This is a genomic window from Streptomyces sp. NBC_00273 (assembly GCF_036178145.1).
Lineage (GTDB): Bacteria > Actinomycetota > Actinomycetes > Streptomycetales > Streptomycetaceae > Streptomyces.
In genome coordinates, this window is record NZ_CP108067.1 from 4299850 (window position 1) to 4324168 (window position 24319).

Annotated in this window: 22 protein-coding genes and 1 pseudogene; 11 read left to right on the forward strand and 12 right to left on the reverse strand. The window is 71.0% G+C overall.

Annotation, left to right across the window (positions count from 1 at the left end; all coding sequences use genetic code 11):
• Nucleotides 1–164 precede the first annotated feature (164 nt).
• The gene (locus OG386_RS18360; RefSeq protein WP_328789061.1) at nt 165–1205 is read right to left on the reverse strand and encodes a BMP family lipoprotein; all 1041 of its coding nucleotides are present in this window, start codon (nt 1203–1205) and stop codon (nt 165–167) included.
• Nucleotides 1206–1914: 709 nt separating this feature from the next.
• Between OG386_RS18360 and OG386_RS18365 the strand changes: the two genes are divergently transcribed.
• Nucleotides 1915–2286 (forward strand): hypothetical protein, encoded by a 372-nt coding sequence (locus OG386_RS18365; RefSeq protein ID WP_328789062.1) that lies wholly within the window; start codon nt 1915–1917, stop codon nt 2284–2286.
• Nucleotides 2287–2319: 33 nt separating this feature from the next.
• A complete protein-coding gene (locus OG386_RS18370; RefSeq protein ID WP_266380931.1) occupies nt 2320–2649 on the forward strand; it encodes a hypothetical protein in 330 nt (109 codons plus the stop codon).
• A gap of 144 nt (nt 2650–2793) precedes the next feature.
• Here OG386_RS18370 and OG386_RS18375 read toward each other — a convergent pair whose 3' ends face one another.
• The 5 genes and pseudogenes from OG386_RS18375 to OG386_RS18395 form a co-directional block, all read right to left on the reverse strand.
• Nucleotides 2794–4044 carry an amidohydrolase gene (locus tag OG386_RS18375; RefSeq protein WP_328793289.1) on the reverse strand — a complete coding sequence of 417 codons (1251 nt, stop codon included), beginning with the start codon at nt 4042–4044 and terminating at the stop codon, nt 2794–2796.
• Nucleotides 4045–4181: 137 nt separating this feature from the next.
• Entirely contained in the window at nt 4182–5354 is a 1173-nt protein-coding gene (locus OG386_RS18380; protein ID WP_328789063.1) for a hypothetical protein, read from the reverse strand.
• Between the two features lie 48 nt (nt 5355–5402).
• Entirely contained in the window at nt 5403–6311 is a 909-nt protein-coding gene (locus tag OG386_RS18385; RefSeq protein WP_327388506.1) for an N-acetylneuraminate synthase family protein, read from the reverse strand.
• Nucleotides 6312–6728: 417 nt separating this feature from the next.
• A pseudogene (locus OG386_RS18390) lies at nt 6729–7115 on the reverse strand (acylneuraminate cytidylyltransferase family protein); the annotation flags it as partial.
• Entirely contained in the window at nt 7112–8455 is a 1344-nt protein-coding gene (locus OG386_RS18395; RefSeq protein WP_328789064.1) for a DUF6716 putative glycosyltransferase, read from the reverse strand. The pseudogene OG386_RS18390 and the gene OG386_RS18395, both read right to left, overlap by 4 nt.
• A gap of 176 nt (nt 8456–8631) precedes the next feature.
• Between OG386_RS18395 and OG386_RS18400 the strand changes: the two genes are divergently transcribed.
• Nucleotides 8632–9618, forward strand: a complete 987-nt coding sequence (locus tag OG386_RS18400) for a glycosyltransferase family 2 protein (RefSeq protein ID WP_328789065.1) — start codon at nt 8632–8634, stop codon at nt 9616–9618.
• Nucleotides 9618–10964 (forward strand): polysialyltransferase family glycosyltransferase, encoded by a 1347-nt coding sequence (locus OG386_RS18405; protein ID WP_328789066.1) that lies wholly within the window; start codon nt 9618–9620, stop codon nt 10962–10964. The genes OG386_RS18400 and OG386_RS18405 overlap by 1 nt, the downstream gene beginning before the upstream one ends.
• 6 nt (nt 10965–10970) lie before the next feature.
• Here OG386_RS18405 and leuE read toward each other — a convergent pair whose 3' ends face one another.
• Together leuE and OG386_RS18415 are read right to left on the reverse strand one after the other, a co-directional pair.
• Complete coding sequence (gene leuE, locus OG386_RS18410) at nt 10971–11621, reverse strand: leucine efflux protein LeuE (RefSeq protein ID WP_327383638.1); 651 nt, start codon at nt 11619–11621, stop codon at nt 10971–10973.
• A 45-nt stretch (nt 11622–11666) separates the two neighbouring features.
• Nucleotides 11667–13247, reverse strand: a complete 1581-nt coding sequence (locus OG386_RS18415) for an acyl-CoA mutase large subunit family protein (protein WP_328789067.1) — start codon at nt 13245–13247, stop codon at nt 11667–11669.
• A 205-nt stretch (nt 13248–13452) separates the two neighbouring features.
• Between OG386_RS18415 and OG386_RS18420 the strand changes: the two genes are divergently transcribed.
• The gene (locus OG386_RS18420; RefSeq protein ID WP_443053180.1) at nt 13453–14334 is read left to right on the forward strand and encodes a L,D-transpeptidase family protein; all 882 of its coding nucleotides are present in this window, start codon (nt 13453–13455) and stop codon (nt 14332–14334) included.
• Nucleotides 14335–14620: 286 nt separating this feature from the next.
• Here the strand turns inward: OG386_RS18420 and OG386_RS18425 are convergent, their stop codons facing one another.
• Both OG386_RS18425 and OG386_RS18430 read right to left on the reverse strand, forming a co-directional pair.
• Nucleotides 14621–15670 (reverse strand): hypothetical protein, encoded by a 1050-nt coding sequence (locus OG386_RS18425; protein ID WP_328789069.1) that lies wholly within the window; start codon nt 15668–15670, stop codon nt 14621–14623.
• Nucleotides 15670–16413, reverse strand: coding sequence for an RNA polymerase sigma factor (locus OG386_RS18430; protein WP_030010304.1), 744 nt, complete (start codon nt 16411–16413; stop codon nt 15670–15672). The genes OG386_RS18425 and OG386_RS18430 overlap by 1 nt, the downstream gene beginning before the upstream one ends.
• Nucleotides 16414–16753: 340 nt before the next feature.
• On the opposite strand from OG386_RS18430, the gene OG386_RS18435 reads away from it, so the two are divergent.
• The 5 genes from OG386_RS18435 to OG386_RS18455 all read left to right on the forward strand — a co-directional run bounded on the left by OG386_RS18435 (nt 16754) and on the right by OG386_RS18455 (nt 20943).
• Nucleotides 16754–17386 (forward strand): 2-oxo-4-hydroxy-4-carboxy-5-ureidoimidazoline decarboxylase, encoded by a 633-nt coding sequence (locus OG386_RS18435; RefSeq protein WP_328789070.1) that lies wholly within the window; start codon nt 16754–16756, stop codon nt 17384–17386.
• A 152-nt stretch (nt 17387–17538) separates the two neighbouring features.
• A complete protein-coding gene (gene sdhC / locus OG386_RS18440) occupies nt 17539–17919 on the forward strand; it encodes a succinate dehydrogenase, cytochrome b556 subunit (protein WP_030010306.1) in 381 nt (126 codons plus the stop codon).
• Nucleotides 17920–17924: 5 nt separating this feature from the next.
• Entirely contained in the window at nt 17925–18407 is a 483-nt protein-coding gene (locus OG386_RS18445) for a succinate dehydrogenase hydrophobic membrane anchor subunit (RefSeq protein WP_328789071.1), read from the forward strand.
• A 23-nt stretch (nt 18408–18430) separates the two neighbouring features.
• Nucleotides 18431–20185 carry a succinate dehydrogenase flavoprotein subunit gene (gene sdhA, locus OG386_RS18450; protein WP_033219576.1) on the forward strand — a complete coding sequence of 585 codons (1755 nt, stop codon included), beginning with the start codon at nt 18431–18433 and terminating at the stop codon, nt 20183–20185.
• Nucleotides 20185–20943: a succinate dehydrogenase iron-sulfur subunit gene (locus OG386_RS18455; RefSeq protein WP_189733159.1), complete on the forward strand. Its 759-nt coding sequence runs from the start codon at nt 20185–20187 to the stop codon at nt 20941–20943. The genes sdhA and OG386_RS18455 overlap by 1 nt, the downstream gene beginning before the upstream one ends.
• A gap of 85 nt (nt 20944–21028) precedes the next feature.
• Here the strand turns inward: OG386_RS18455 and OG386_RS18460 are convergent, their stop codons facing one another.
• The gene (locus OG386_RS18460) at nt 21029–23455 is read right to left on the reverse strand and encodes a DUF4132 domain-containing protein (protein ID WP_328789072.1); all 2427 of its coding nucleotides are present in this window, start codon (nt 23453–23455) and stop codon (nt 21029–21031) included.
• Nucleotides 23455–23847, reverse strand: coding sequence for a hypothetical protein (locus OG386_RS18465; RefSeq protein WP_328789073.1), 393 nt, complete (start codon nt 23845–23847; stop codon nt 23455–23457). Before OG386_RS18465 ends, OG386_RS18460 begins: the two co-directional genes overlap by 1 nt.
• A gap of 200 nt (nt 23848–24047) precedes the next feature.
• On the opposite strand from OG386_RS18465, the gene OG386_RS18470 reads away from it, so the two are divergent.
• Nucleotides 24048–24308: a hypothetical protein gene (locus OG386_RS18470; RefSeq protein ID WP_328789074.1), complete on the forward strand. Its 261-nt coding sequence runs from the start codon at nt 24048–24050 to the stop codon at nt 24306–24308.
• Nucleotides 24309–24319: the final 11 nt, after the last annotated feature.

Sequence of the window (24319 nt, forward strand, 5' to 3'; positions counted from 1 at the left end):
GCGAGGAACGGGCGGGAACGCGGGCGCTGGTGGCGAAAGCTACCGTGCGACCAGTCATGCTACGCGCGTAGCATTGGCAAAAATGTTCAACTGCCCGCATGCGTACACGGAAAGGGGCCCGGAGTGTCGGCCGAAGCCGTTCCGGGCCCCCAGTGTGACCCGTGTCAGAGGGTCGTGGCGACCTTGATCTGGCCGTCGACGATCTTCTTCTTGGCCTCGTCCAGCTGGGCCTGGATGTCCTTGAGGTGGTCACCCGTGGTCGTCAGCGAGACACCGTTCTCGGCCAGCGAGTAGGCGTGGGTGCCGGTCATCGGCTTGCCGTCCTGGACGGACTTGACGAGCTCGAAGACACCGGTGTCGACGTTCTTGACGACCGAGGTCAGGATGGAGCCGGCGTACTTGGACAGGGCCGGGTCCTTGGCCTGGTCCGAGTCGACGCCGATCGCCCACGCGCCCGGCTTGGCGGCGACGGCCTCGATGGCGCCGGCGCCGGAGCCGCCCGCGGCCGAGTAGACGACGTCGATGCCCTTGTCGAGCATGCCCTTGGCGGCGGCCTTGCCCTTGTCCGGGGCACCGAAGCCGGACATGTCCGTACCGGTGGACAGGTACTGGATCTGGACGTTGGCCTCCGGCTTGGTGTCCTTGACACCCTGCTGGAAGCCGGCGGCGAACTTCTTGATCAGGGGGATGTCCACACCGCCGATGAAGCCGATCTGACCGTCCTTGGACTTCAGCGCGGCCGCGACACCGGCGAGGTAGGAGCCCTGCTCCTCGGTGAAGACGATCGAGGAGACGTTCGGCTTCTCGGAGACGGAGTCGACGAGGCCGAAGGTGGTCTTCGGGTACTTGGCCGCGGCCTTCTCGAGCGCGTCCTTGTAGGCGAAGCCGACACCGATGACGGGGTTGTAGCCGCCCTCGGCGAGGGAGACGAGACGCTGCTCGCGGTCGGCCGGGGTCTCACCGGTCTTGGCGGTGAGCTCCTTGGTCTCGACACCGAGGTCCGCCTTGGCCTTGTCCAGGCCACGCGCGGCAGAGTCGTTGAAGGAGTTGTCGCCACGGCCGCCGACGTCGTAGGCCATGCCGACCTTGACCTTGCCGTCGCCGGAGCCGGAGCTCTCGGTGGACGACTCGCCGCAGGCGGTGGCGGTGAGGGCGAGTGCCGCAGTCGCGATGGACGCGGAGAGGATCTTGGATACCCGGCGCAAGAGGAGGGTCCCTTCGAGACTGACCGAAAGCGCCTCTTCTGGCGCTGGTTTCGCGGCGATCGTAACGCGCGTAGATGTCAGTTAAAGGCCCGTTCATCAGTCGTTATCGGATCGTCGCGAACCGGACAGTGACCGATCAGTAACGCTCGCACGCCCCGCCCTTGCATCCCAAGGGCTGGACTCGCCTGCACGACGGATCGTCGACGGTGTACCGAAGAGGACCGCCGCGCCGCGGCCGCCCCTCCCGCCGGCAGTCGCTCGGCAACCGCGGAGCCCGAAGCATCCCTCCCCGGCACGCGCCGCCGCACACGCGCCAGCGGCCTCGACACCGGTCGCGACGGGAGCTCTCGACACACCGTCAGGCCGCATCGGACGGAACTCTAAATATCGAGAATCAGCCATGCGCAACCTTTCATTGAACCGGCGAGCCTCAATGCGCAATGAATGGATTCAGCCAATAGGCATAATTTCGCCAGCCTGTCTCAATCTCGCACTCATACGCATGACGTGAGGCGCGCCACACTATGAAAAATAGATTGACCACCCCCTGCTCCCCCGTGTCAGATGACCAAAGCAAGGGATCCGGATGGGCAAATCTTTACCCGAGGAGCATTTCCGCCCCGCTTAACACCTGCCGGGTGGACATTTCCTCACGCCTGCACCATCGGTTTCCTGGGAGTCGACGAAACGCAAAAAGAGAAGCGGGGAAATGAAAAAGAAGTCGATCGTTCAGCTCGGTGCCGCCGCGCTGACCATCATGTCCGTGGGCGTCGGCTCGCCGGCCATCGCCGCGAGCCACACGTCGGCGGCTCCGGCCGCTGTCTCCGGCGCAAAGCCGGGGCCGCAGGACGCAAGCTGCAACACGTGGAAGACGAGCCGCGCACCTTGGGGCGGCTCCGCGTACTGCAGCGGCATGGCCTGGGCGGACAAGTTTCGCGTGAAGCTCACGTGCATCGACTACCGCGGTCGGACGTTCAACGTCTACGGACCCTGGAAGCACACGAACGAAACCTCGAGCGCCACCTGCTCTTCCGACCCCAACGTCGGCGTCCTGAGCGTGTCCACCGAGGAATCCGCCTAAGACTTTCGTACAACCAAAATCGGGGAGAAAGACATGCACAAGGCCAAGATCGCCAGCCTCATCGGAATCGGAATGGCGGCCACGTCGCTCATTACCGCACCCTCCGCATCCGCAGCCACCAATGGCGCCGAAGCCATTAGCTGCGAGACCTGGCAGTCCGGCAACACGGGTTACGCCAAATGCACCGGCCTGTGGCCCTTCATCGACCGCTTCCGCGTCAAGGTGACCTGTATCGACTCCCACGGCACCCAGGCCGTCATCAAGGGCAGCACCAAGCAGAACGGGGAGACGTCGTCCGCCACGTGCCCCGGGGCCCCGAATGCGGGCATTTACAAGCTCGGATACGAGCACTGGCGCATCTGATCCACCACTGAGCCCGCGCCTTCCTGGCCGCAGTGTTCCAGCGCTGCGCACCGGGCCGCAGCGCTGGAACGCTGCGCACCGACAGGAAGGCATGGCTCATACCCACCGGAGGGGCCGGGCGATGGCGGCCCGGCCCCTCTTCGGTCAACGGTCGCCGACGGGCCTCGCGCGACGTCCGTCGAGCAGGGCGGCGGCCGTGAAGAACTCCACGCCGACGCCGATCGCGGACTCGTCCACGTCGAAGTCGCCCCGGTGCAGATCACGCTTGGCCGTGTCACCGGGCGCACGGACCCCCAGCCGGGCCATCGCGCCCGGAACGTGCTCCAGGTACCAGGAGAAGTCCTCGCCACCCAGGCTCTGCTCGGTGTCCTCGACCGACTCCGCTCCGCGGCGGACCCCCATCGCCTCGCGCAGCAGCTCGGTGATCACCGGGTCGTTGACCACCGGGGGCACCCCGCGCACGTGGTTGATCTCGAACTTGGCCCCGTGCATGGTCGCGATCTCGTCGATCGCCGCGTGGATCATGTCCGGCGCCTCGTGCCAGGCGTTCAGGTCCAGGCAGCGCACGGTTCCCGAGAGCTCGGCGTGCATCGGGATGACGTTGCAGGCGTGCCCGGCCTCGATCCGGCCCCAGGTGACGGACATGCCCGAGCGGGCGTCCATCCGGCGGGCCAGCAGGGCCGGGGCGTCGACGGCCACCCGGGCGGCGGCCGTCACCAGGTCGGTGGTCAGGTGGGGCCGCGCGGTGTGACCGCCGGGGCCGGAGAGGGTGACCTCCAGCCGGTCGCAGGCGGAGGTGATGGGGCCGGCCCGCAGCCCGATGCGCCCCGCGTCGACCCGGGGGTCGCAGTGCACGGCGACGATCCGGCCCACCCCGTCCAGGACCCCGGACTCGATGGCGTCGGTGGCCCCGCCCGGGAGCACTTCCTCGGCGGGCTGGAAGAGCAGCCGCACGGGGCGGGGCAGCAGCCCCTGCCGGTCGAGCTCGGCGAGGACCAGGCCGGCGCCGAGGACGACCGTGGTGTGCACGTCGTGGCCGCAGGCGTGGGCGCGGTCCGCGAAGGTCGAGCGGTACGGGACGTGCGTCTTGGCATCGGGAATGGGCAGGGCGTCGATGTCCGCGCGCAGGGCCAGCATCGGCCGGCCCCCGTCCCAGGTGCCCACGTCACAGATCAGGCCCGTACCGGACTTCAGCACCCGTGGTCGCAGGCCGGCTTTCTCCAACCGGGCCTTGATCGCCGCGGTGGTACGGAATTCCTGGTGTCCGAGCTCCGGGTGCATGTGCAAGTCCCGGCGGAAGGCAATCAGTTCGGTACGCAGGTGGTCCGGAAGCTTGCCGGGCAGCTCGGGCCGGTCGGACGCGGCGGGCTGGGCGGTCTGGGACTCGCGGGACATCAACTGGTTCACCCGTTGAAGGGTAGGCCCACGGACGGGTCAACTGGCCGGGGATCACGAAAAGTTCATGCCGTTAGGGGAAAGAAACCCGACCTCTGGACGCATGACCGGATGCGCCCGGGGGTAAACTCGCGCGCTCATCCGGCCGTGGGAGCCGCCTGGGCAGGCAGTCTGCGCACATCACGGGCGGTGTCGGTGACCCCCGTGAGGAAGCTGCGGGCGCGCGGGGAGGCGGACCCGGTGAGCCAGGCGGGGTCCACATCGCATACGGCGACCGTGACACCGGTACCGGTGAGTGCGTACGGCAGCGTGTGGACGACGGTGGACGGAAAGCTGACGATCGTCCGGCCGACCGGACCGCGCCGGGCGATCAGCTCCAGCGGCAGGTCCGGGCGCACGATCTCCAGCCCCGTGGCCCGGCTCAGGGCGCGCAGCTTCTCCGGGGACTCGCGGCGGTGGGCGAAGTAGCGGGTGGCTCCGTGCTCCAGGGTCAGGGCGCGCACGGCGTCCAGATAGCGGTCCGGGTCCACCACCCCGGTCTCCACGAGCGAGGTGCCGACCAGGTCGGTTCCCTTGGTCAGCCGGGGCGGGCCGAACCGGGCACGGGTCCAGGCGAAGTCGTTGACCCGCAGCGTCATTCCGCCGTGGGCGGTGACGGGCATCGAGCTGAACACCTCGACGCGGTGGCCGCGGTGCGCGGCCGGGGTGAAGCGGCGGCGCGCGGTCGCCGAGACGGGTGCGTACGCCAGCTCGCGGACCCGGCCGGGCAGTCCACCGCCGCCGACCCGGTGCCACCGTACGAGGCGTTCGCCGCGGGCGGTCTGGGCCATGAACTCCATGGTGGCGGTGCCGTCGTCGACCACCACGAGCTCCTCGGCGCGCACGAGGGTGAGCAGCAGCTGGACGTAGCGCGAGAAGGGGTCTCCGACGACGACCGTACGCGCGGCGCGCACGTCGCGCGCCAGCGCGGCGAGCGCCTTCAGCGGCGCGAACCGGCTGCCGCGCGCCTCCTGCCACCGGACCTCGTGCCCCTCGTCCCGCGCCAGCGCGGCCACCCGGCGGAGCTGGCCGCGGGACATCGGGTCGGTGGGCGGCAGGACGACGATCCGCAGGGGTGGCGCGTCGCCCGCCGGCCGGGGCGCGGGGCCGGTCAGGTCCCCGCCGTCGGCGCGACGCCCCCGCTGGCGCGGCACCCCGTCCAGCTGTGACTGCTCTCCGGGGCGCGCGTACGCCCACTCCAGCACGTTGAGGAGCTGGACCGGACTCTCGACGAACGCCAGCGTGGAGGCGGAGGGGCTGGAGGGGGTCACCACGTGCTCCTTGTCGGGGGACGGAACGCGTACGCGCCGGGCGGGGCGTCAGACGGCTGCGAGCTCGCCCCGGACGCGGCGGAGCTTCTTCATGGGGCCGAGCTCGGACTCGTAGACGCGCTTGACGCCGTCGCCGAGGGCGGTCTCGATGGTGCGGATGTCGCGGACCAGCCGGGTGAGGCCGCCGGGCTCGACGGAGGCGGCCTGGTCGGAGCCCCACATCGCGCGGTCGAGGGTGATGTGCCGCTCGACGAAGGTGGCGCCGAGGGCGACGGCGGCGAGGGTGGTCTGCAGGCCCGTCTCGTGGCCGGAGTAGCCGATCGGGACGTTCGGGTACTCCTCCCGGAGGGTGTTGATCACCCGCAGGTTGAGCTCCTCGGCCTTGGCCGGGTACGTCGAAGTCGCGTGGCAGAGGAGGATGTTGGCGCTGCCGAGCACCTCCACCGCGTGGCGGATCTGCTGCGGGGTGGACATGCCGGTGGACAGGACGACGGTGCGGCCGGTGGCGCGCAGGGCGCGCAGCAGCTCGTCGTCGGTGAGGGAGGCGGAGGCCACCTTGTGGGCGGGGACGTCGAACTTCTCCAGGAAGGCGACGGCCTCGGTGTCCCACGGGGAGGCGAACCAGTCGATGCCGCGCTTGGCGCAGTGGTCGTCGATGGCGCGGTACTCGTCCTCGCCGAACTCGACCTTGTGGCGGTAGTCGATGTAGGTCATCCGGCCCCAGGGGGTGTCGCGTTCGATGTCCCACTGGTCGCGCGGGGTGCAGATCTCCGGGGTGCGCTTTTGGAACTTCACGGCGTCGCAACCGGCTTCGGCGGCGGCGTCGATGAGGGCGAAGGCGTTGCCGAGGTCGCCGTTGTGGTTGATGCCGATCTCACCGACGACGTAGACGGGGCGGCCGGGGCCCGCGGTGCGGGGGCCGAAGGTGCGCAGGCGGGAGTCGGGGGTGGTCGTCATGGCAGGAGGCGTCCTTCGGTGCGGGGGTGTACGGGGCGTACGGGGTGTGGGCTGCGGGTCGGAGTGCGGGTCGGGGTGCGCGTCGCGGTCCGGGGCGGGCTGTGCGGGGTGTGCCTCCGGGCGCGGGTCGAGCAGGGGTGCGAGCAGTCGGGCGCGGGCCAGGTCGTGCGGATCGTCGATCTCCAGGACCCGCGCGGGATCGGTGGCGACGGGGAGGGTGCGGCCGAAGAACCGGTGCCGGGCGGTGCGGAAGCCCGCGGCGTCCATGGCGTAGGCGGCGCCCGTCTCCAGCAGGTCCTGCGGCCGGTCCTGGCGCCGGGGGCGGTACGCCGCCTCGTGGTTGACGCCGGCCCCGCAGCCGTCGGCCCCCTCCCGCCAGAGGAACCCGTGGAACGGGGCCACGGTCAGGGCCGAGTCGGCCGCCCCGGAGGCGACGGCCACGGCCACCGACTCGACGTCGGAGGTGGTGAGGAAGGGGCTGGTGCACTGGACGAGGAGGACCACGTCCACGACGAGGGAGTGCAGTTCTTCGAAGGCGGCCAGCGCGTGCAGGACGGCGGCCTCGCTGCTCGCGGTGTCGCCGGAGATCGCGGTGGGGCGGGCGATGACGTCGGCCCCGGCCGCGCGGGCGGCGGCGGCGATCGCCTCGGAGTCGGTGGAGACCACCACGTCGGTGACGGTCGGTGCGGCCCGGCAGGCCAGGACGGCGCGGGCGACGAGCGGGGTGCCGGCGACCTCGGCGAGGTTCTTGCCCGGGACTCCCTTGGAGCCGCCGCGGGCCGGGATGACGGCGAGGACCCTCACAGCTCCCCCAGCCTGCGGATCACCGGGGCCACGCGCTGCACGCCGTGCCGGTAGGCCCCGCGGGCGGCCTCGCGCAGGTGGCCGCGGAGCCTACGGCGCAGCCGGGACTCCCCCGCGGCCGGGCGCACCGCGCCGGGCAGCGGGGTGCCGTCGGGTGCGAGGTGGTGGCGGGCGAGGATCCCGGGGAGGTATCCGGGTGCGGTGGTGCGCGTGTAGTACGGGGCGGGCGATGGCAGCCGGGCGGCGGCGAGCAGTCCGGCGACCTTGGCCCGGGCGACGGCGTAGGCGTCCGCGCCGGTGTCCGCGCCCGTGGCCGCGCCGCTGCCCGTGTCCGCGGCGGACAGGACGCCCTGCGCGGCCAGCCAGGCCGGGTCGCCCACCGGGAGGAGACCGGAGTCGATCTGGTCCCAGGAGGCCAGGCAGCCGGAGCCGAGGAAGTGGTGGTTGCCGAGGGCCTCGCGGATGCCGAGGTCGGTGAGGACCGCCGTCGGGATGGACCGGTGCAGGGATTCCAGGGCTGCCGTGGAGGAGACGGTGACGAGCAGATCGGCGCCGTCCAGGACCTCGCCCATGTTCCCGTACACCAGGCGGCAGTTGGCGGGCAGTCCGCCCGGGACCTTCTCGGCGAGCCGCTGGTACGGCTGCTCCTCCAGGTGCGTGGTGTGCTCCCCGGGCTTGCTGCGGAGCTTGATCAGCACTTCCCGGTCGGGGTGCAGCCGGGCGTGTCCGGCGGCCCGTTCCAGCAGGTAGGCGCGGTCGGCGCGGCTGTCGGGCACGGAGGGCTGGACGGCGAAGACCACCGTGTGGGCGCGGCTCCCGGCCGGCTCGTACGGCGCTCCGCCGAGGAAGGGCAGGGCGGTCTCGGTGACGGCGGCGGCGTCCGCGCCGACGCCCTCGTACACGGCGCGGAACCGCTGCGCGTCGTGGCGGGAGTTGGCGAGGACGAGGTCGGCGCCGTGGCGCAGCAGCAGCCCGTCGGCGAGCTTCTCGTATACGACGCCCACGTAGCCGGTGACGAGCACGGGGCGCCGGGCCGGGGCGGGCCACAGGGCGCGGGCCCCGTGCAGGACGGCCTGGACGGCCCCGCCGACGAGCGCGAGGACGACCACGTCGTAGCGCTCGCGTTCGATCTCGGCGAGGAACTCGGCGCAGGTCACCTCGGACAGCCGGTCGGCCCGCACCCCCACCTCGCCGAGCTGGCGCGCGGTGGGCGTGGCCCGGCCGCGCAGCAGGAATCCGGTGAGCTGGTGGTCGGGTACGAGACGGCGGGCGGTGAGTGCGCCCCATTTCCATCGCGTATCGGAATCGGCGAGTACGGCGACGCGTTTGCGTTCTGGCACGCGGCAGAAGCTATTCCGCAAATTCGGTGATCGGCCCAACGACCGCACAACAGCGGGTTAACAACGCGTCGACGAAATGCGAAAGCGCACGGGTTAACTCGCCCGCCCCGCGCCGTTCACATGGATTCCGCATACGGGCCACAGTGAATGACGGGAGGCGCCCTAATGTCTCGCAGGTGCCCAAGCTCTCTGTTGTCGTGCCGTTCTACAACGTGCAGACGTACGCACCGGACGCCCTGAAGAGTCTCGAACTCAACGCCCGGGAGGATTTCGAGTTCCTGCTGGTCGACGACTGCTCGACGGACGGGACGCCCGACCTGCTGGAACGGGCGGCGCGCGAGCTGCCGGGGGCGGTGCACCTCAGACACGAGCGCAACGGCGGCCTGGCCACCGCGCGGAACACCGGTCTGGACGCGGCCCGCGGCGAGTACCTGACCTTCCTGGACGGGGACGACTGGCTGGCGCCCGGCCATCTGGCCCGAACCTTGGCTGCCATAGAGGCCCTGAGCTGTGATTTCGTCCGTACCGACCATGTGCGGTGCACCGGCCGGTCGCGGAGCGTGCAGCGCGTCCCCTTCGGCCCGCAGTCGGTGGTCGCCGCGCCGCGCACCGCGATCCTGCCCGCCGACCGGGCCACGTCGGTGGACTATCCGTACGCCTGGGCCGGGATGTACCACCGGCGGCTGCTGGACCGCGGGGTGCTGCACTTCACCGACGGGCTGCGGACCGCGGAGGACCGGCCGTGGATCTGGCGGCTGCACCGGGAGGCGGAGTCGTTCGCCGCGGTCGGGCTGCCCGGTATCTTTTACCGACGCGGAGTTTCCACCTCATTGACGCAGGTGGGGGACGAACGGCAGCTCGATTTCATCCGCGCATTCGATCAGGTGCTCGCGGAGGTCACCGCCGACCGAGAATGTGATCGACTGCTCCCGAAAGCCGTCCGAACCTATTGTGCAATTATCGCCCATCATTTCGGGTCCATCGAAAGGTTCGAGCCGGACGTGGCCAAGAAACTCCGTCTCATGAGCTCGGCCGCGCTCGGCCGCATGCCGCAGGACGTACTGGACCAGGTCCTGGACTCGATGGACGTCGAACGCTCCGCCGTGCTGCGCCGCCTGCGCACCGGCCGCCGCCGCCCCGCCCCGTCGGGAGCGAGTGCCTGATGCCCACCCAGATCTTCCTGGCCTCCACCCTCTACGGTGCGGCCACGCTCGCGGCGGGCATCGACGCGGGCTCCTTCCCGCCCGCCGGCCGCCGCATCCTGCTGACCAGCAACCACGCCGTCACGGCCGAGGTGGCCCCGGGCGTCACGGACATGCCGGGCTTCGCCGCCCTGCGCCCCCGCTTCGACGAGGTCCTCGACTGGAACCGCGTCATCGAGCCGCAGCACCCGAGCACCTGGGCCCCGCGCGCGGAGGACGTCCCGATCTGGGAGCGGCAGCTGCGCACGCTGTGGAACCTGGGCGAGGACCGGGTCGAGCTGATCGTGGAGTCCCTCCAGGTCCCGCCGGCCCAGAGCCTGTGCCGGCTCTTCCCGGGCGCGGCCGTCGACGTCTACGCCGATGGGCTGATGAGCTACGGACCCACCCGTTTCCGCCTCGACCCGCAGCTCGGGATGCGGGTACGGCGGGTGCTCCACCTGGACCTGGTGCCCGGGCTGGAGCCCCTGCTGCTGACGGAGTTCGGGGTGCGGGTGGAGCTGGTGCCGGCGCAGCCGTTCCTCAAGGTCCTCGCGGAGCTCGCCGAGGCCACCCCGGACGAGGCGCCCGAGCCCGCCGGGCCCCCGGCCCTCCTGCTGGGCCAGTACCTCTCCGCGCTCGACCTGATGACCCTGGCCGAGGAGGAGGAGCTGCACGTGTCGATGGTCCGGGGCGCGCACGCCCTGGGCCACCGGGAGCTGGTCTTCAAACCGCACCCCGGCGCCCCGGCCGCGTACTGGCGCCGGGCCGAGGAGGAGGCCGAGCGGCTCGGCGCCCGGCTGACCGTGATCGCCGCCCCGGTTCTGGCCGAGACCCTCTACCAGCGGCTGCGCCCCGCTCTGGTCGTCGGCTGCTTCTCCACCGGGCTGCTCACCGCCGCCACCCTGTACGGGCTCCCGGTGGCCCGGACCGGCACCGGCGCGGTGCTGGCCGCCCTGACCCCGTACCCGAACAGCAACCGGGTCCCGCTGGCCCTGGTGGACGCGCTGCTTCCGGACCTCGCCGACGCCGAGGCCGTCCGCGCCTGGACGCCCCCGACCCCCGAGCAGGTCCGGGCGGAGCCGGCCGCACTGCTCACTGCCGTCGGGTTCACCATGCAGCCGCAGATCCTGGCCGCGCGGCGGCCGGCGGCCGAGGCCTACCTGGCCAAGCGCCTGACCCCGCACACCTGGCGGTACTTCACGCGCCGCCGACTGACCGCACTCGGGCTGCCGGGCGGCATCCCGGCGCAGCTGTCGTTCCTGCCGCGCAGCCGGGCGGTGCGCCGGGCCGTGCGGCGGATGGGATGGCTGCGCCGCGTCGTCAGCTGAGGGGCCTCAACTGACGGCGAGCTTGGCCGCGAAGCCGAGGAAGAGCACGCCCGCCGCCGAGGTGGCTCCGGCCGACAGCCGCTTGCGGCGCCGGAAGGCCGCCGAGAGGCGGGTCCCGCCGAAGATCAGCATCGTCAGGTACAGGAAGCTGCCGGTCTGCAGCAGACCGCCCAGCAGCAGGAAGGACAGCGCCGGGTAGGCGTAGGACGGGTCCACGAACTGCACGAAGAAGGACATCAGGAAGAGGATGGCCTTCGGGTTGAGGAGGCTGATCAGCAGCGCCCGCCGGTAGGGCCGCTCGTTCTCGGCCGGGTCGGCGGGGACGCCGGCCTCCGCCTCGGCCCGCTCCGCGCGCGTGCGCCACAGCGCCCAGGCACCCCGCATCATCCCCACGGCCAGCCACGCCAGGTAGCCGGCACCGAGGAACTTCACCACGGTGAACACCAGCGGGCTCGCCCGCAGCAGCGCCCCGGCGCCCACGGCGGTCAGCAGCATGAGCACGGCGTCGCCGGTGAACACCCCGGCGGCGGCCTTGTACCCGGTGCGCACCCCGCGGCGGGCGGCCACGGAGAGCACGTAGAGGGAGTTCGGCCCCGGCAGCAGAATGATCAGCACCAGGCCGGCGAGATAAGTCGGAAGATCTGTCACACCCAGCATGCGCAGGAGTGTCCCACAAGGTTGCACCTGTCGCGCCAGTGTGTTTCACCAGGTGGAACCGGAGGGCTCGTACGTCCCCCACACCTCCCGCAGCGCCCCGCACACCTCCCCCACCGTGGCCCGGGCGCGCAGCGCCTCCTTCATCGGGTACAGCACGTTCGCCGTCCCCGCCGCCGCCTCCTTCAGGGCCGCGAGCGCCGCCGTCACCGCCGCCCCGTCGCGCTCCGCCCGCAGCCGGGCCAGTGCCGCGCACTGCCGCGCCTCGATCGCCGGGTCCACGCGCAGCGGCTCGTACGGTTCCTCGCGCTCCAGTGCGAAGCGGTTGACCCCGACCACCACCCGCTCCCCGTTCTCGGTCTCCTGCGCGATGCGGTAGGCGTTCCGCTCGATCTCGGCCTTCTGGAACCCGGCCTCGATCGCGGCCACCGCCCCGCCCTGGTCCTCGATCCGGCGCATCAGCGCGAGCGCCGCCGCCTCCAGTTCGTCCGTCATCCGCTCCACCGCGTACGACCCGGCGAAGGGGTCCACGGTGTGCGGCACGTCCGTCTCGTACGCGAGGACCTGCTGGGTGCGCAGCGCGAGGCGGGCGGACTTCTCGGTCGGGAGCGCGATCGCCTCGTCGAAGGAGTTGGTGTGCAGCGACTGGGTGCCGCCGAGGACGGCGGCCAGGGCCTGCACGGCCACCCGCACGAGGTTCAGTTCCGGCTGCTGCGCGGTGAGCTGGACCCCCGCGGTCTGGGTGTGGAAGCGCAGCATCAGCGACTTCGGGTCCCGGGCCCCGAACTCCTCCCGCATGACGCGGGCCCAGATCCGCCGGGCCGCGCGGAACTTCGCGACCTCCTCCAGCAAGGTGGTGCGGGCGACGAAGAAGAAGGAGAGCCGGGGTGCGAACGCGTCGACCTCCATCCCGGCCGCCAGGGCCGTACGGACGTAGGCGATGCCGTCGGCGAGGGTGAAGGCCACCTCCTGCGCGGGCGAGGCACCGGCTTCGGCCATGTGGTAGCCGGAGATGGAGATGGTGTTCCAGCGGGGGATCTCGGCGCGGCAGTAGCGGAAGGTGTCGGCCGTCAGCCGTAGCGAGGGGCCGGGCGGGAAGATGTACGTCCCGCGCGCGATGTACTCCTTCAGTACGTCGTTCTGGACCGTCCCCGTCAGTTGCGTGCCCGAGATGCCCTGTTCCTCCGCCACCAGTTGGTAGAGCAGCAGGAGCAGCGCGGCGGGCGCGTTGATCGTCATCGAGGTGGAGACCCGGTCGAGGGGGATCCCGTCGAACAGCGTCCGCATGTCGTCGAGCGAGTCGACGGCGACGCCGACCTTGCCGACCTCGCCCTGCGCGAGGGGGGCGTCGGAGTCGTGTCCCATCTGGGTCGGCAGGTCGAAGGCGACGGACAGCCCGGTGCCACCGCCCTCGATGAGCTGCCGGTAGCGGGCGTTGGACTCGGCGGCCGTGCCGAAACCGGCGTACTGCCGCATCGTCCACGGCCGACCGGTGTACATGTTCGGATAAATCCCCCGCGTGTAGGGGAAGTCGCCCGGCTGCCCGAGCTCGGCCGTCGGGTCCCACCCCGTCAGGTCATCGGGCCCGTAGACGGGTTCGATGGGGATTCCGCTCTCGGTGTGTGCCATGTGACGCAGTCCTCCGTCGAGCAAGCGGGCCCGGGACTGGTAGGACCTCCCCGAGCCACCGCTGGGGCGTCCCCAGCCGCGCATCGCTTCGTAAGGCTGCGGACGGCTGCCGGTCACAATGGCGCAACATCCCGGAGCCGAGCGCAACTGTCCACGCACGCGGAGCATCACCTAGATACACGACGTAGAAACCGGGGGGACTGCAATGCAGCGCCAGAGAGTCATAATCCGCACGATCGGGGTGGCAACCGCCGTCGCACTCGCCGCGACCGCCTGCGGACCGCAGAAGACGGAGCCCGTCGCCGCCTCCTCGGTTTCGTCCTCGCCCACGGCGGGCAGCTCCCCCGAAGCATCCCCCTCCACCGACAACAAGCCCGGCGAGGCCTCGGCATCGCCGTCCGCCTCCGCCTCCGCTTCCGCGTCGGCCTCCCCCTCGTCCTCCCCTTCGCCGTCGGTGAAGCAGATCATGGCCAACGGCGACGAGAGCGAGCAGGTGCGCGAGCTCCAGGCCCGGCTGCGCCAGCTCAGGCTGATGTCGGTCGCACCGACCGGCTTCTACGGCTCCAAGACGACCGCCGCGGTCAAGTCCTTCCAGTCGAAGCACGGGCTGAACGGGACCGGCTCGGTCGACGAGGCCACCTGGAAGAAGATCCAGAGCGACAGCAAGAAGCCCACCGCCGACGAGCTGCGTCCCGCGACCGTCAACGAGGTCGCCGCTCCGGACCCGCGCTGCATGCAGGGCCGCGTCATGTGCATCAGCAAGGAGAGCCGCACGCTCGCCTGGATGATCGACGGCAAGGTCGTCTCGACGATGGACGTGCGCTTCGGCTCCGAGAACACCCCGACCCGTGAGGGCGTGTTCGACGTGGGCTGGAAGGCCAAGGAGTGGACGTCGACGATCTACCACACGCCGATGCCGTACGCGATGTTCTTCAGCGGCGGCCAGGCCGTGCACTTCTCGGCCGACTTCGCGGCCCGTGGCTACAACGGGGCCTCGCACGGCTGCGTGAACGTCCGGGACAAGGGCAAGCTGTCGGCGCTGTTCGACCAGGTGCAGGTCGGCGACAAGGTCGTCGTCTACTGGTGAGGCCCGCCGGGCCGGGGGCGGGACCGGTGTCCGGTCCCGCGGAGCCCGTGCCCGCGACAGGCAGGAAGCAAGCAAGAAGCCCGAGGCATCGCCTCGGGCTTCCTCGGTTTCCGGTCCGAACGTAATGGGCGCGGGCAGGGCCGGGGGAACGTGCCCCGCCCGCGCCGGTTGCGCAGAGCCCAGGGGTACGGGGGGAACCCCGGCTCATGCGCGGCCGATGACCAGTCGGCTCGATATGTACTGCGCCACCGGTTCGAAAAGTGTTACTGGCAGCTCAGCGCACGTATCAGCGGCCGGTGCGCAGGTCGGTCGAACCCCGCGGAATCGTCGGCGTCAGGGTCGGCGCCCTGAGCGTCCCGCCCAGCTGGGTGCCGCTGCGCTTACCGCCGGAGCCCCCGTCGTCGAGCACCGACTTGCAGTAGTCCGGGATCCGGGTGAGGCCGTTGGCCAGGCGCGAGAGCCGCTCGCGGCGGGCCTCGTCGAGCCGGCCCGCCTTGAAGTCCGTGCAGAGGTCAGCGACCTTGAGACGGTTCTCGCCGTCGCGGTCGCGGTCCTTGCCGGCCGTGTCGCCGCCACCGAAGGTGTCCCGGGTGCCGTCCTTGCTGCCCGTGCCGCCCGTGGCTCCCGTGGCTCCCGTGCTGCCCTGGACGTCCTTGCCCGAGCCGGCCGGCGCCGACGAGCCCGCGGAGGTGCCGGCGCCCGCGCCGGTCCCGGGCGTCGCGGCGCGCCCGTCCGTACCGGTCGGCTGCGGCGTTCCCGGGACGGGCGTCGGATTCGAGCCACTCGGCAGCGGGGTGGGCGTGGGCTTCGGGCTGGCGCTCGGCGCTCCGCTGCCGATGCCCGGGGCCGGGTCCTCGCCGGCGCTCACGGACATCGCCGGACCGGGTCCCGCGCTGTCGTGCCGGGGCCGCTCCAGCAGCCCGGCGCCCGCCGCGGCGGCCAGTCCGCCGACGGCGACACTGGCCAGGGCCGCCGCCAGGCCGAAGCTCACGGCCCGGCCGCGCCGGGGCGCGGGCCCGGGCACGATGCGGCCGAGGTCGACCAGGGGTTCTACGGACGCGGCGGCCACGGAAGACACCGCGGAAGGAACCGCGGCAGGGCGCGGGCCACCGCGCGCCGTGCGGAAGGCGGCCACCGCCGCGGCCTCACCGGGCAGTTCCGTGCCCGCGGGCAGCGGAGCGTTCACGCCGCCCAGGGCGTCCAGGGCGGCACGCAGCCGGGCGGCCTCGTTGCGGGCACGCTGATCGGCGGCCGGCCCCACAGGTTCCACCGGTTCGCCGCGCAGCAGTTCTTCCGCAGCGGCTTCGTCCAGCCACCTGTTGCGCTCGTCGGCCATCACATGTCCTTCTGCGTCCGCCAACGTGAATCCGTCACACCGGTTTGTTCTACGAAGCCCCCGCTCCGGCCACGCTGCGCGGGTACGGCGTCGAGATCCCTCCCGCCCCCGCCGCCCCATGCCTGGCCACGGGCATTATGGCCGACCGTCGGAGCGGGATCCGATCCGGTGTCCGGGTCCGGCTCGAAGCCGCCCTCCGGACCGAGCAGCTCGGCCAGCTTCTTCAGGCCCCGATGGGCCGCGGTCCGTACGGCGCCGGGCCGCTTGCCCAGGGTCTCGGCCGCGCTCTTGGCGTCCAGCCCGACCACGACGCGCAGGACGACGGCCTCGGCCTGGTCCTGCGGCAGCTGCGCGATGAGCGCCATGGTCCGCCCGGTGGAGAGGGACTCCATGGCCGCGCCGGCGGTGTCGCACTCGGCGGCCCAGCTCGTCAGCTCGGTGTCGTCGCCGCCGATGGCGGGGCGGCGGCCGCGCATGCGGATGTGGTCGAGGGCGCGGTTGCGGGCGATGCGGGCCGCCCAACCGCGGAAGCGGTCGGCGTCGCCGGTGAAGGAGTCGAGGTCGCGGGCGATCTGCAACCAGGCTTCCGAGGTCACGTCCTCCGCGTCGCCGTCCCCGACGAGCGTGCGTACGTACCCGAGCAGCCGTGGGTGCACGGCGCGGTACACAGCACGGAACGCGTTCTCGTCGCCGTCCTGTGCCGCGAGCACCGCGGCGGTCAGCTCCGCGTCGTCCCCCAGCAAAGTCCCCAACCCGTTCACTGTCCTGTACGTGTGGCGCAAATCAGCACGTTACGGCTTTCAAGCACCTCTCGTCCACGAGTGATACAACGCGCAACCAGTCCTGTGCGGAGCGAGGTGTGACACAAAACGCACCCGAGGCGCTGACAGGGGTACGGGCTTGTCGCACGAGCCCGTGACGGATGGCGACCGGGGCCTCTCCTGTGGGGGGTGGCGGCCTCGGTCGCCCTCCCCTTCCCGGGGCCCTCACCATGCCTGCCCGTGGCGCTCACGTCATCCTTTCGACTCACTTCCGGGTGAAATCCCCGAATCGGTACGACACACCCTGCCCTGCGTCGATAGCGTGGCGGTACACCCCCGCCGCGGCCCGAGGAGCCCCCTGCTGTCCAGCCACCTTCCGGCACAGGCCCCAGGGCGCACCTCCCGGACCGGATCCGGAGGAAGCTCCGCCCCTCCTCACGGCTTCGGACTGGCTCGGTTCAACGCCCTGTCCCCCGAAGCCGCCCGGGCCGTCCTGCTGCACTGCTGCGGAAGCCGGCGCTGGGCGCACCGGGTGGCGGTGCACCGCCCCTACCCGGATGCCGCGACCCTGCTCGCCGCCGCCGACGAGGCCTCGTACGACCTCTCGCAGGGCGACCTGACCGAGGCGCTGGCCGCGGAGTGCTCGGCGGAGCTGGACCACGGTGCTCCGTACGCCGCACTCCTGGCCCTCGACGCGGCCCACGCGGAGTACGAACGGAAGTTCGGCCACGCCTTCGTGATCTGCCTCGACGGGCACCCGCCGGAGGAGCAGGCCGACCAGTTGCTGGGCGCGATCCGCCGGAGGATGGGCCACGAGGTCGACGAGGAGCGCTCGATCTCCGCGGACGAGCTGCGCCGTGTCGCACGGGCCCGGCTCTTGGATCTGACACGCTGGCTGACCTCGCCGGATGGGCTGACTGCCACGGAAATCGGGCTATTCGCCCCTGTGGGATAGCCCGTACGTGCCTGTTTGATCACACCGATGGCCCCCGCGCAAGGGAACCGACAAAGCGTCGCTACGATGTCCGGGGCCGGAGGACCGTACCCGGCCGGGCCCGACCGACAAAGAAGCCGGCTGGCCCCCGCCCCGCTTCCGGAGGGTTTTCCGTGCCGGCTGGAACGTTGTACCGCGGCCGGGAAGGAATGTGGTCCTGGGTGGCTCATCGAGTCACCGGCGTCCTCATCTTCTTCTTCCTGTTCGTACACGTCCTCGACACCGCTCTCGTCCGCGTCTCCCCCGAGGCGTACGACGATGTCGTGGCTACCTACAAGACTCCGATCGTCGCGCTGCTGGAGTACGGCCTCGTCGCCGCCATCCTGTTCCACGCGCTCAACGGTCTCCGTGTCATCGCCGTGGACTTCTGGTCCAAGGGCCCGCGCTACCAGAAGCAGATGCTCTGGACCGTCGTGGGCATCTGGGTCGTGATGATGGCCATGGCCCTCTACCCCGTACTGGGCCACGCCTACCTTGAACTGTTCGGGAAGTGACACGCATGTCTTCTGACACTTCTTTCGAAAAGGGCGTCGGCGGCGTGGAGGGCGTTTCCCTCTACGACGTGGACAACCCGGCGCCTTACATCGAGGCCCCGCGCAAGCGGACCGGCAAGACCCCGCGCTCGACCCGCGGGAACTTCGAGATGGTCGCGTGGCTCTTCATGCGCCTCTCGGGCATCGTGCTCGTCGTCCTGGTCATCGGCCACCTCGTGATCCAGCTGGTGCTCGACGGCGGCGTGTCCAAGATCGGCTTCGCCTTCGTGGCCGGCCGCTGGGCTTCCCCGTTCTGGCAGGTCTGGGACCTGCTGATGCTGTGGCTGGCCATGCTGCACGGCGCCAACGGTCTGCGTACCGTCATCAACGACTACGCGGAGCGTGCCAACACGCGGCTGTGGCTGAAGGGCCTGCTCTACACCGCCACGGTGTTCACCATCCTTCTGGGCACGCTGGTGATCTTCACCTTCGACCCGAACATCCGCTAGGCAACGGGGCTGAGGCGAAACCAATGAAGATCCACAAGTACGACACCGTCATCGTCGGCGCAGGTGGCGCGGGCATGCGCGCCGCCATCGAGTCGACGAAGCGCAGCCGCACCGCCGTGCTGACGAAGCTGTACCCCACCCGCTCCCACACGGGCGCCGCGCAGGGCGGCATGGCCGCCGCGCTGGCCAACGTGGAAGAGGACAACTGGGAGTGGCACACCTTCGACACGGTCAAGGGCGGTGACTACCTGGTCGACCAGGACGCCGCCGAGATCCTGGCGAAGGAGGCCATCGACGCCGTCCTCGACCTGGAGAAGATGGGCCTGCCGTTCAACCGCACCCCGGACGGCACCATCGACCAGCGCCGCTTCGGCGGTCACTCGCGCAACCACGGCGAGGCCCCGGTCCGCCGGTCCTGCTACGCCGCGGACCGCACCGGTCACATGATCCTCCAGACGCTGTACCAGAACTGCGTCAAGGAGGGCGTGGAGTTCTTCAACGAGTTCTACGTCCTGGACCAGCTCCTGGTCGAGGAGGACGGCGTCAAGAAGTCGGCCGGTGTGGTCGCGTACGAGCTCGCCACCGGCGAGATCCACGTGTTCCAGGCCAAGGCCGTCATCTACGCCTCCGGCGGCACCGGCAAGTTCTTCAAGGTGACCTCCAACGCGCACACCCTCACGGGTGACGGCCAGGCGGCCTGCTACCGCCGCGGCCTGCCGCTGGAGGACATGGAGTTCTTCCAGTTCCACCCGACGGGCATCTGGCGCATGGGCATCCTGCTGACGGAGGGCGCCCGCGGTGAGGGCGGCATCCTCCGCAACAAGGACGGCGAGCGCTTCATGGAGAAGTACGCGCCGGTCATGAAGGACCTCGCGTCCCGTGACGTCGTCTCGCGCTCCATCTACACCGAGATCCGCGAGGGCCGCGGCTGCGGTCCGGCCGGTGACCACGTGTACCTGGACCTGACGCACCTGCCGCCGGAGCAGCTCGACGCCAAGCTCCCGGACATCACCGAGTTCGCGCGCACCTACCTGGGCATCGAGCCGTACACGGACCCGATCCCGATCCAGCCCACCGCGCACTACGCCATGGGCGGCATCCCGACCAACGTCGAGGGTGAGGTCCTGTCGGACAACACCACCGTCGTCCCGGGCCTGTACGCGGCCGGCGAGGTCGCGTGCGTGTCGGTGCACGGCGCGAACCGCCTCGGCACCAACTCGCTGCTGGACATCAACGTCTTCGGCAAGCGCTCCGGCATCGCCGCCGCCAAGTACTCCCAGGAGAACGACTACGTCGAGCTCCCGGAGAACCCGGCGCAGCAGGTCGTCGACCTCGTCGAGCACCTGCGCAACTCCACGGGCAACGAGCGGGTCGCCGACCTGCGTCTAGAGCTCCAGGAGACGATGGACGCGTGCGTGATGGTGTTCCGTACGGAGCAGACCATCAAGACCGCGGTCGAGAAGATCGCGGAGCTGCGCGAGCGCTACAAGAACGTGTCCGTCCAGGACAAGGGCAAGCGCTTCAACACGGACCTGCTGGAGGCCATCGAGCTGGGCAACCTGCTCGACCTGGCCGAGGTCATGGCCGTGTCCGCGCTGGCGCGCAAGGAGTCCCGCGGCGGTCACTACCGCGAGGACTACCCGAACCGCGACGACGTCAACTTCATGCGCCACACCATGGCGTACCGCGAGGTCGGCGCCGACGGCAAGGATTCCGTCCGCCTGGACTACAAGCCCGTCGTCGTCACCCGCTACCAGCCGATGGAGCGTAAGTACTGATGGCCACCCCCACCCTGGACAAGATGGAGGCGGCGGCCGCCGCCTCGCCGTTCATCACGGTCACCTTCCGGATCCGCCGGTTCAACCCGGAGATCTCCGAGGAGTCGACCTGGCAGGACTTCCAGGTCGAGATCGACCCGAAGGAGCGCGTGCTCGACGGTCTCCACAAGATCAAGTGGGACCTCGACGGCACGCTGACCTTCCGCCGCTCGTGCGCGCACGGCATCTGCGGCTCCGACGCGATGCGGATCAACGGCAAGAACAGGCTCGCCTGCAAGACGCTGATCAAGGACATCAACCCGGAGAAGCCGATCACCGTCGAGGCCATCAAGGGCCTCACGGTGATGAAGGACCTCGTCGTCGACATGGAGCCCTTCTTCCAGGCGTACCGCGACGTCATGCCGTTCCTGGTCACCAAGGGCAACGAGCCGACGCGCGAGCGTCTGCAGTCCGCCGAGGACCGCGAGCGCTTCGACGACACCACCAAGTGCATCCTGTGCGCCGCGTGCACGTCCTCGTGCCCGGTGTTCTGGAACGACGGCCAGTACTTCGGCCCGGCGGCGATCGTCAACGCGCACCGCTTCATCTTCGACTCGCGTGACGAGGCCGGCGAGCAGCGGCTGGAGATCCTGAACGACAAGGACGGCGTGTGGCGCTGCCGCACGACCTTCAACTGCACCGACGCGTGCCCGCGTGGCATCGAGGTCACGAAGGCGATCCAGGAAGTCAAGCGTGCACTGATCACGCGCCGCTTCTAGCCTTCTCGACGCGCGACTCCGTCCGTCGGTCTCGGCCCCGTCCCCGGTTCGTCCGGGGGCGGGGCCTTCGACGTTGCCCGGGACCTCAGCGGTGGAGCTGGCCGGTGATCGTCGGGTCGGTGATCTCCGTGTCCTTCGCGAGCAGCACGGCCTTGGAGAGGACGACCGCGAGGGTACGGTCCCCCTCGAAGGGCAGATAGCCGGTCTCGGGGGCGCCGGAGCCGCCGGAGGCGCCCGGGACGATGCACAGGTACTGGTCGTTCGGCGTCATCAGGACGTTGCCCGAGCCGAGGTGGATCTTGTAGGTGCGCAGCTCGCCCCGCACGTGCAGGAATCGGCCCTCGAGGGTGCAGCGGTCGGCGATGGCCAGCCTCGGCACCAGCCGCTCCAGCAGCACCCGCCGGGTCTCGGCGCTCTGGTTCAGCTCACCGAAGCCGTACGAGGACCAGTACGCGCGCAAGCGCCCTTCGGGTCCGCCGTCGGACCACGTCGGATCGTTGCCCACGCTGGCCACACCCACGAAGAGGTCGACGTCCCGCAGCACCTCGCTCAGCACCAGCGTCGGTATCTCCGCGAGCGGCAGCGGGTCGACGGGGGCCCGTCCGTCGCGCACCCGCATCGCGTAGTCGCCGCCGTACGTGCTCGCCTCGTTCTGCGGGGCGTCGATCGGGTAGAAGCGCACCTGGTCGGTCCGCAGCCGCAGGTAGCTCCCGGACTCGGTGGTGTCGACCCCGTACTCCTGCCCGTCGCCCTCGATCCAGTACTCGGCGCGCAGCCCCCAGTGCGGCAGCTCCCGGGTGGCCGGTGGGGCGCCGTCGTCCACGCACAGGCGCAGCTCGTTGCGCCAGCCCCGGGCCGCTGCCAGCGCGTGGAACTGGTGCTGGCGCAGGAGGTGCGCGGCGAAGCGGTTGGAGTAGGTGCCCGTGTTCCGTTCGGCGTCGGTCAGCAGGTACACCTCGCGGTGGGCCTGCTTGAAGGGCTGCGTCACCGCGTACCGCTCCAGCCAGTGCCGCCAGGCGACCACCTCGGCGGGCTCCCTGCCGACGGGGTGCCACAGCTCGACGGTGGCGTTCGCGGTGTCCTGGTCCAGCGGGGCGCCCGTGAGCGTGCGCAGCCGCCCGTCCGCGAAGCCGACGGCCGTGCCGTCCACGGTCCAGATCAGCCGCCGCGCCAGGGTCCCGACCAAGGGGTGGTCGAGGTACCGCTCGCGCCAGTGCCCGTACGCCCACCGGCGCAGGGCCAGGAACTGCCCGTCCAGTCGCTCCGCCTGCGCGGACAGCGATCCGTCGATGTCCTTGACCGTGGCCTTGAGTTCCCTGAGCTCCTCGGCGTGGTCCCGGCGCACGGCGGCGGGGACGCTCTTGACCCGCTTGCCCGCGGCGTTGCGCCAGTCGATCACGGCCCGGCTCCCGCGCACCTCCAGCAGCGCGGTGGCCTCCCCCAGCCGGAACTCGGCTCGACCCACCTCGGTCAACCCCTGTGCGGGGAAAGCCAGTTCCTCGATCTCCTCGCGACGCAGGCCGAGCGCGGCGGCCCGTGCACCCAGGGCTGCGTCGATCAGCTTGGCGGTGCCCCGGTACGTCACCCGGGTTCCCAGGCGCGCCAGTTCGGCGAGGGCGGCATCGCCCTCCATCCGGGCCAGGGAGTGGACGGCGGCGTTGGCCACCTTCGGGTTGCGCGGCCCCATCCCGGCGACCTTGCGCAGCGCGCTCTGTGCCAGAGCGCCGAGCGCACGGACCGTGTCGGGGTGCGGCGGGAGGAAGGACAGCAGCCAGGCCAGTCCGCGCAGGGCGTTGGCGTTGAAGGGGTCGAAGGCGTTGTTGACGTCCGGTTCGTACGGGCCGCGCTCCAGCTCGATGGTCCGGGGCCGCCCGACGAGGGCCAGCCAGGCCACCACGGCCTCGCGCACGGCGTCGCCGCCGAGGCGGCCGAGGACCGCCCGGCCGCCCTTCTCCCACGCGGCGGAGGGCTTGGCGGCCTTGGCGGTCAGCGCGTACCCGAGCAGTTCGTGCCACCGCTCGTCCGCCATGGCCCGCTCCGCCCATTCCTCACCGGCGTTGAGCACGGGCGCGGTGAGCCCTCCGGCGAACTCCACGAGGGTGCTGGCGCCGTCCGCGCTCATGGCGCTGCGCCGGACGGCCGCGATGACGGCCGGGGCGAGCGTGCGCCCGGCGGCGATCTCGGCCATGGCGAAGGCCTCGCACCGGTCCACGCAACAGAAGCAGTAGGTCCGGGCGATGTGCTCCAGCCGGGCGGCCCGCTCGTCCGGCAGCGGCAATCCGTCCAGGCCCTGGCCGACGAGCACGATCTGCGTCAGCAGCTTCACCTGCACCTGCTCCGTGTCGCACTGCCGCCGGTAGCGGTCGGCGAACTCCTCCAGCAGCAGGCGCCGGTCCCGCTCCGGCAGCCGCCGCAGCCCGTCGAGCTGCTCCTGGTAGACGCGGTTCGGGGTCGAGCGGGCCAGGGCCGTGCGCAGGAACCTGCCCGCCGTCACCGCGGCGTCCTGCGCCATCAGCCACCCACCAGCGCGACGAGCTTCAGGAACGTGACCTCGACACCGGGCGGAAAGGCGATCTCCTCGTCCAGACCGACGATCTGACGGTCCCCCACCAGCACCAGGAAGCCGTTGCGCTCGAACGCCTTCAGTGCGAGTTCGGTCTGTTTCTGCGGGTCGATGCGGCGCGGCGTCCGCAGGGCGTACCCGCCCGGGGTCCGCTCGGCCCCCTCCGGCTGCACCAGCCCCTGGAAGACCTCGGAACGCTGCGCGTGGTACTCCGCGACCTCCTGGAAGACCCTGCGCCGGATCAGCTCGCGCAGCGCGAGCCGCTCCTCGGCCATGTCGAGCGCCCAGCCGTCGCCACGGCTGCCGGCGGTCGTCTCGTCGACGAAGGTCACCATTCCCATACCCCCGACCGTAGGGGTGTGCACTGACAACGGGCCGTGCGGCCCCCAGCGGCGGTCTGGGCCCCTCAGGGTCCGGTGGGGGGCTTCCAGCCATGGCCGGGTGGATCTTCCCCGCAGCAGGCTCTCAGGCATGACGAAGACCCCGTACGCCGCGGCACACGTACTCCCCGAAGCCCGGGGACCGTTCCGTCGCCGCTCCGGTGCTCGCCGACGGCGGCGAGATCGAGCCGTGGGCCTGGGCCGAGGGCGCGGTGGACCGCTTCAGCACGGGCGGGCTGCTGCGCGCCGAGATCGACGGCACCGTCGTCTGGGGCAACACGGGCTCCATGGGCCGCTCCGCGAGCGGGGTGTTCGGCACCGGGGGCGGGCGGCGCGCGGTCGTCGGCTCCCTCCTTCCGGCAAGCAAGGAAGGCGAGTTGATGCGGAAGCACGTCACGGCTCTGGTCGGCGCGGCGCTCTGACCTGGGTTGCG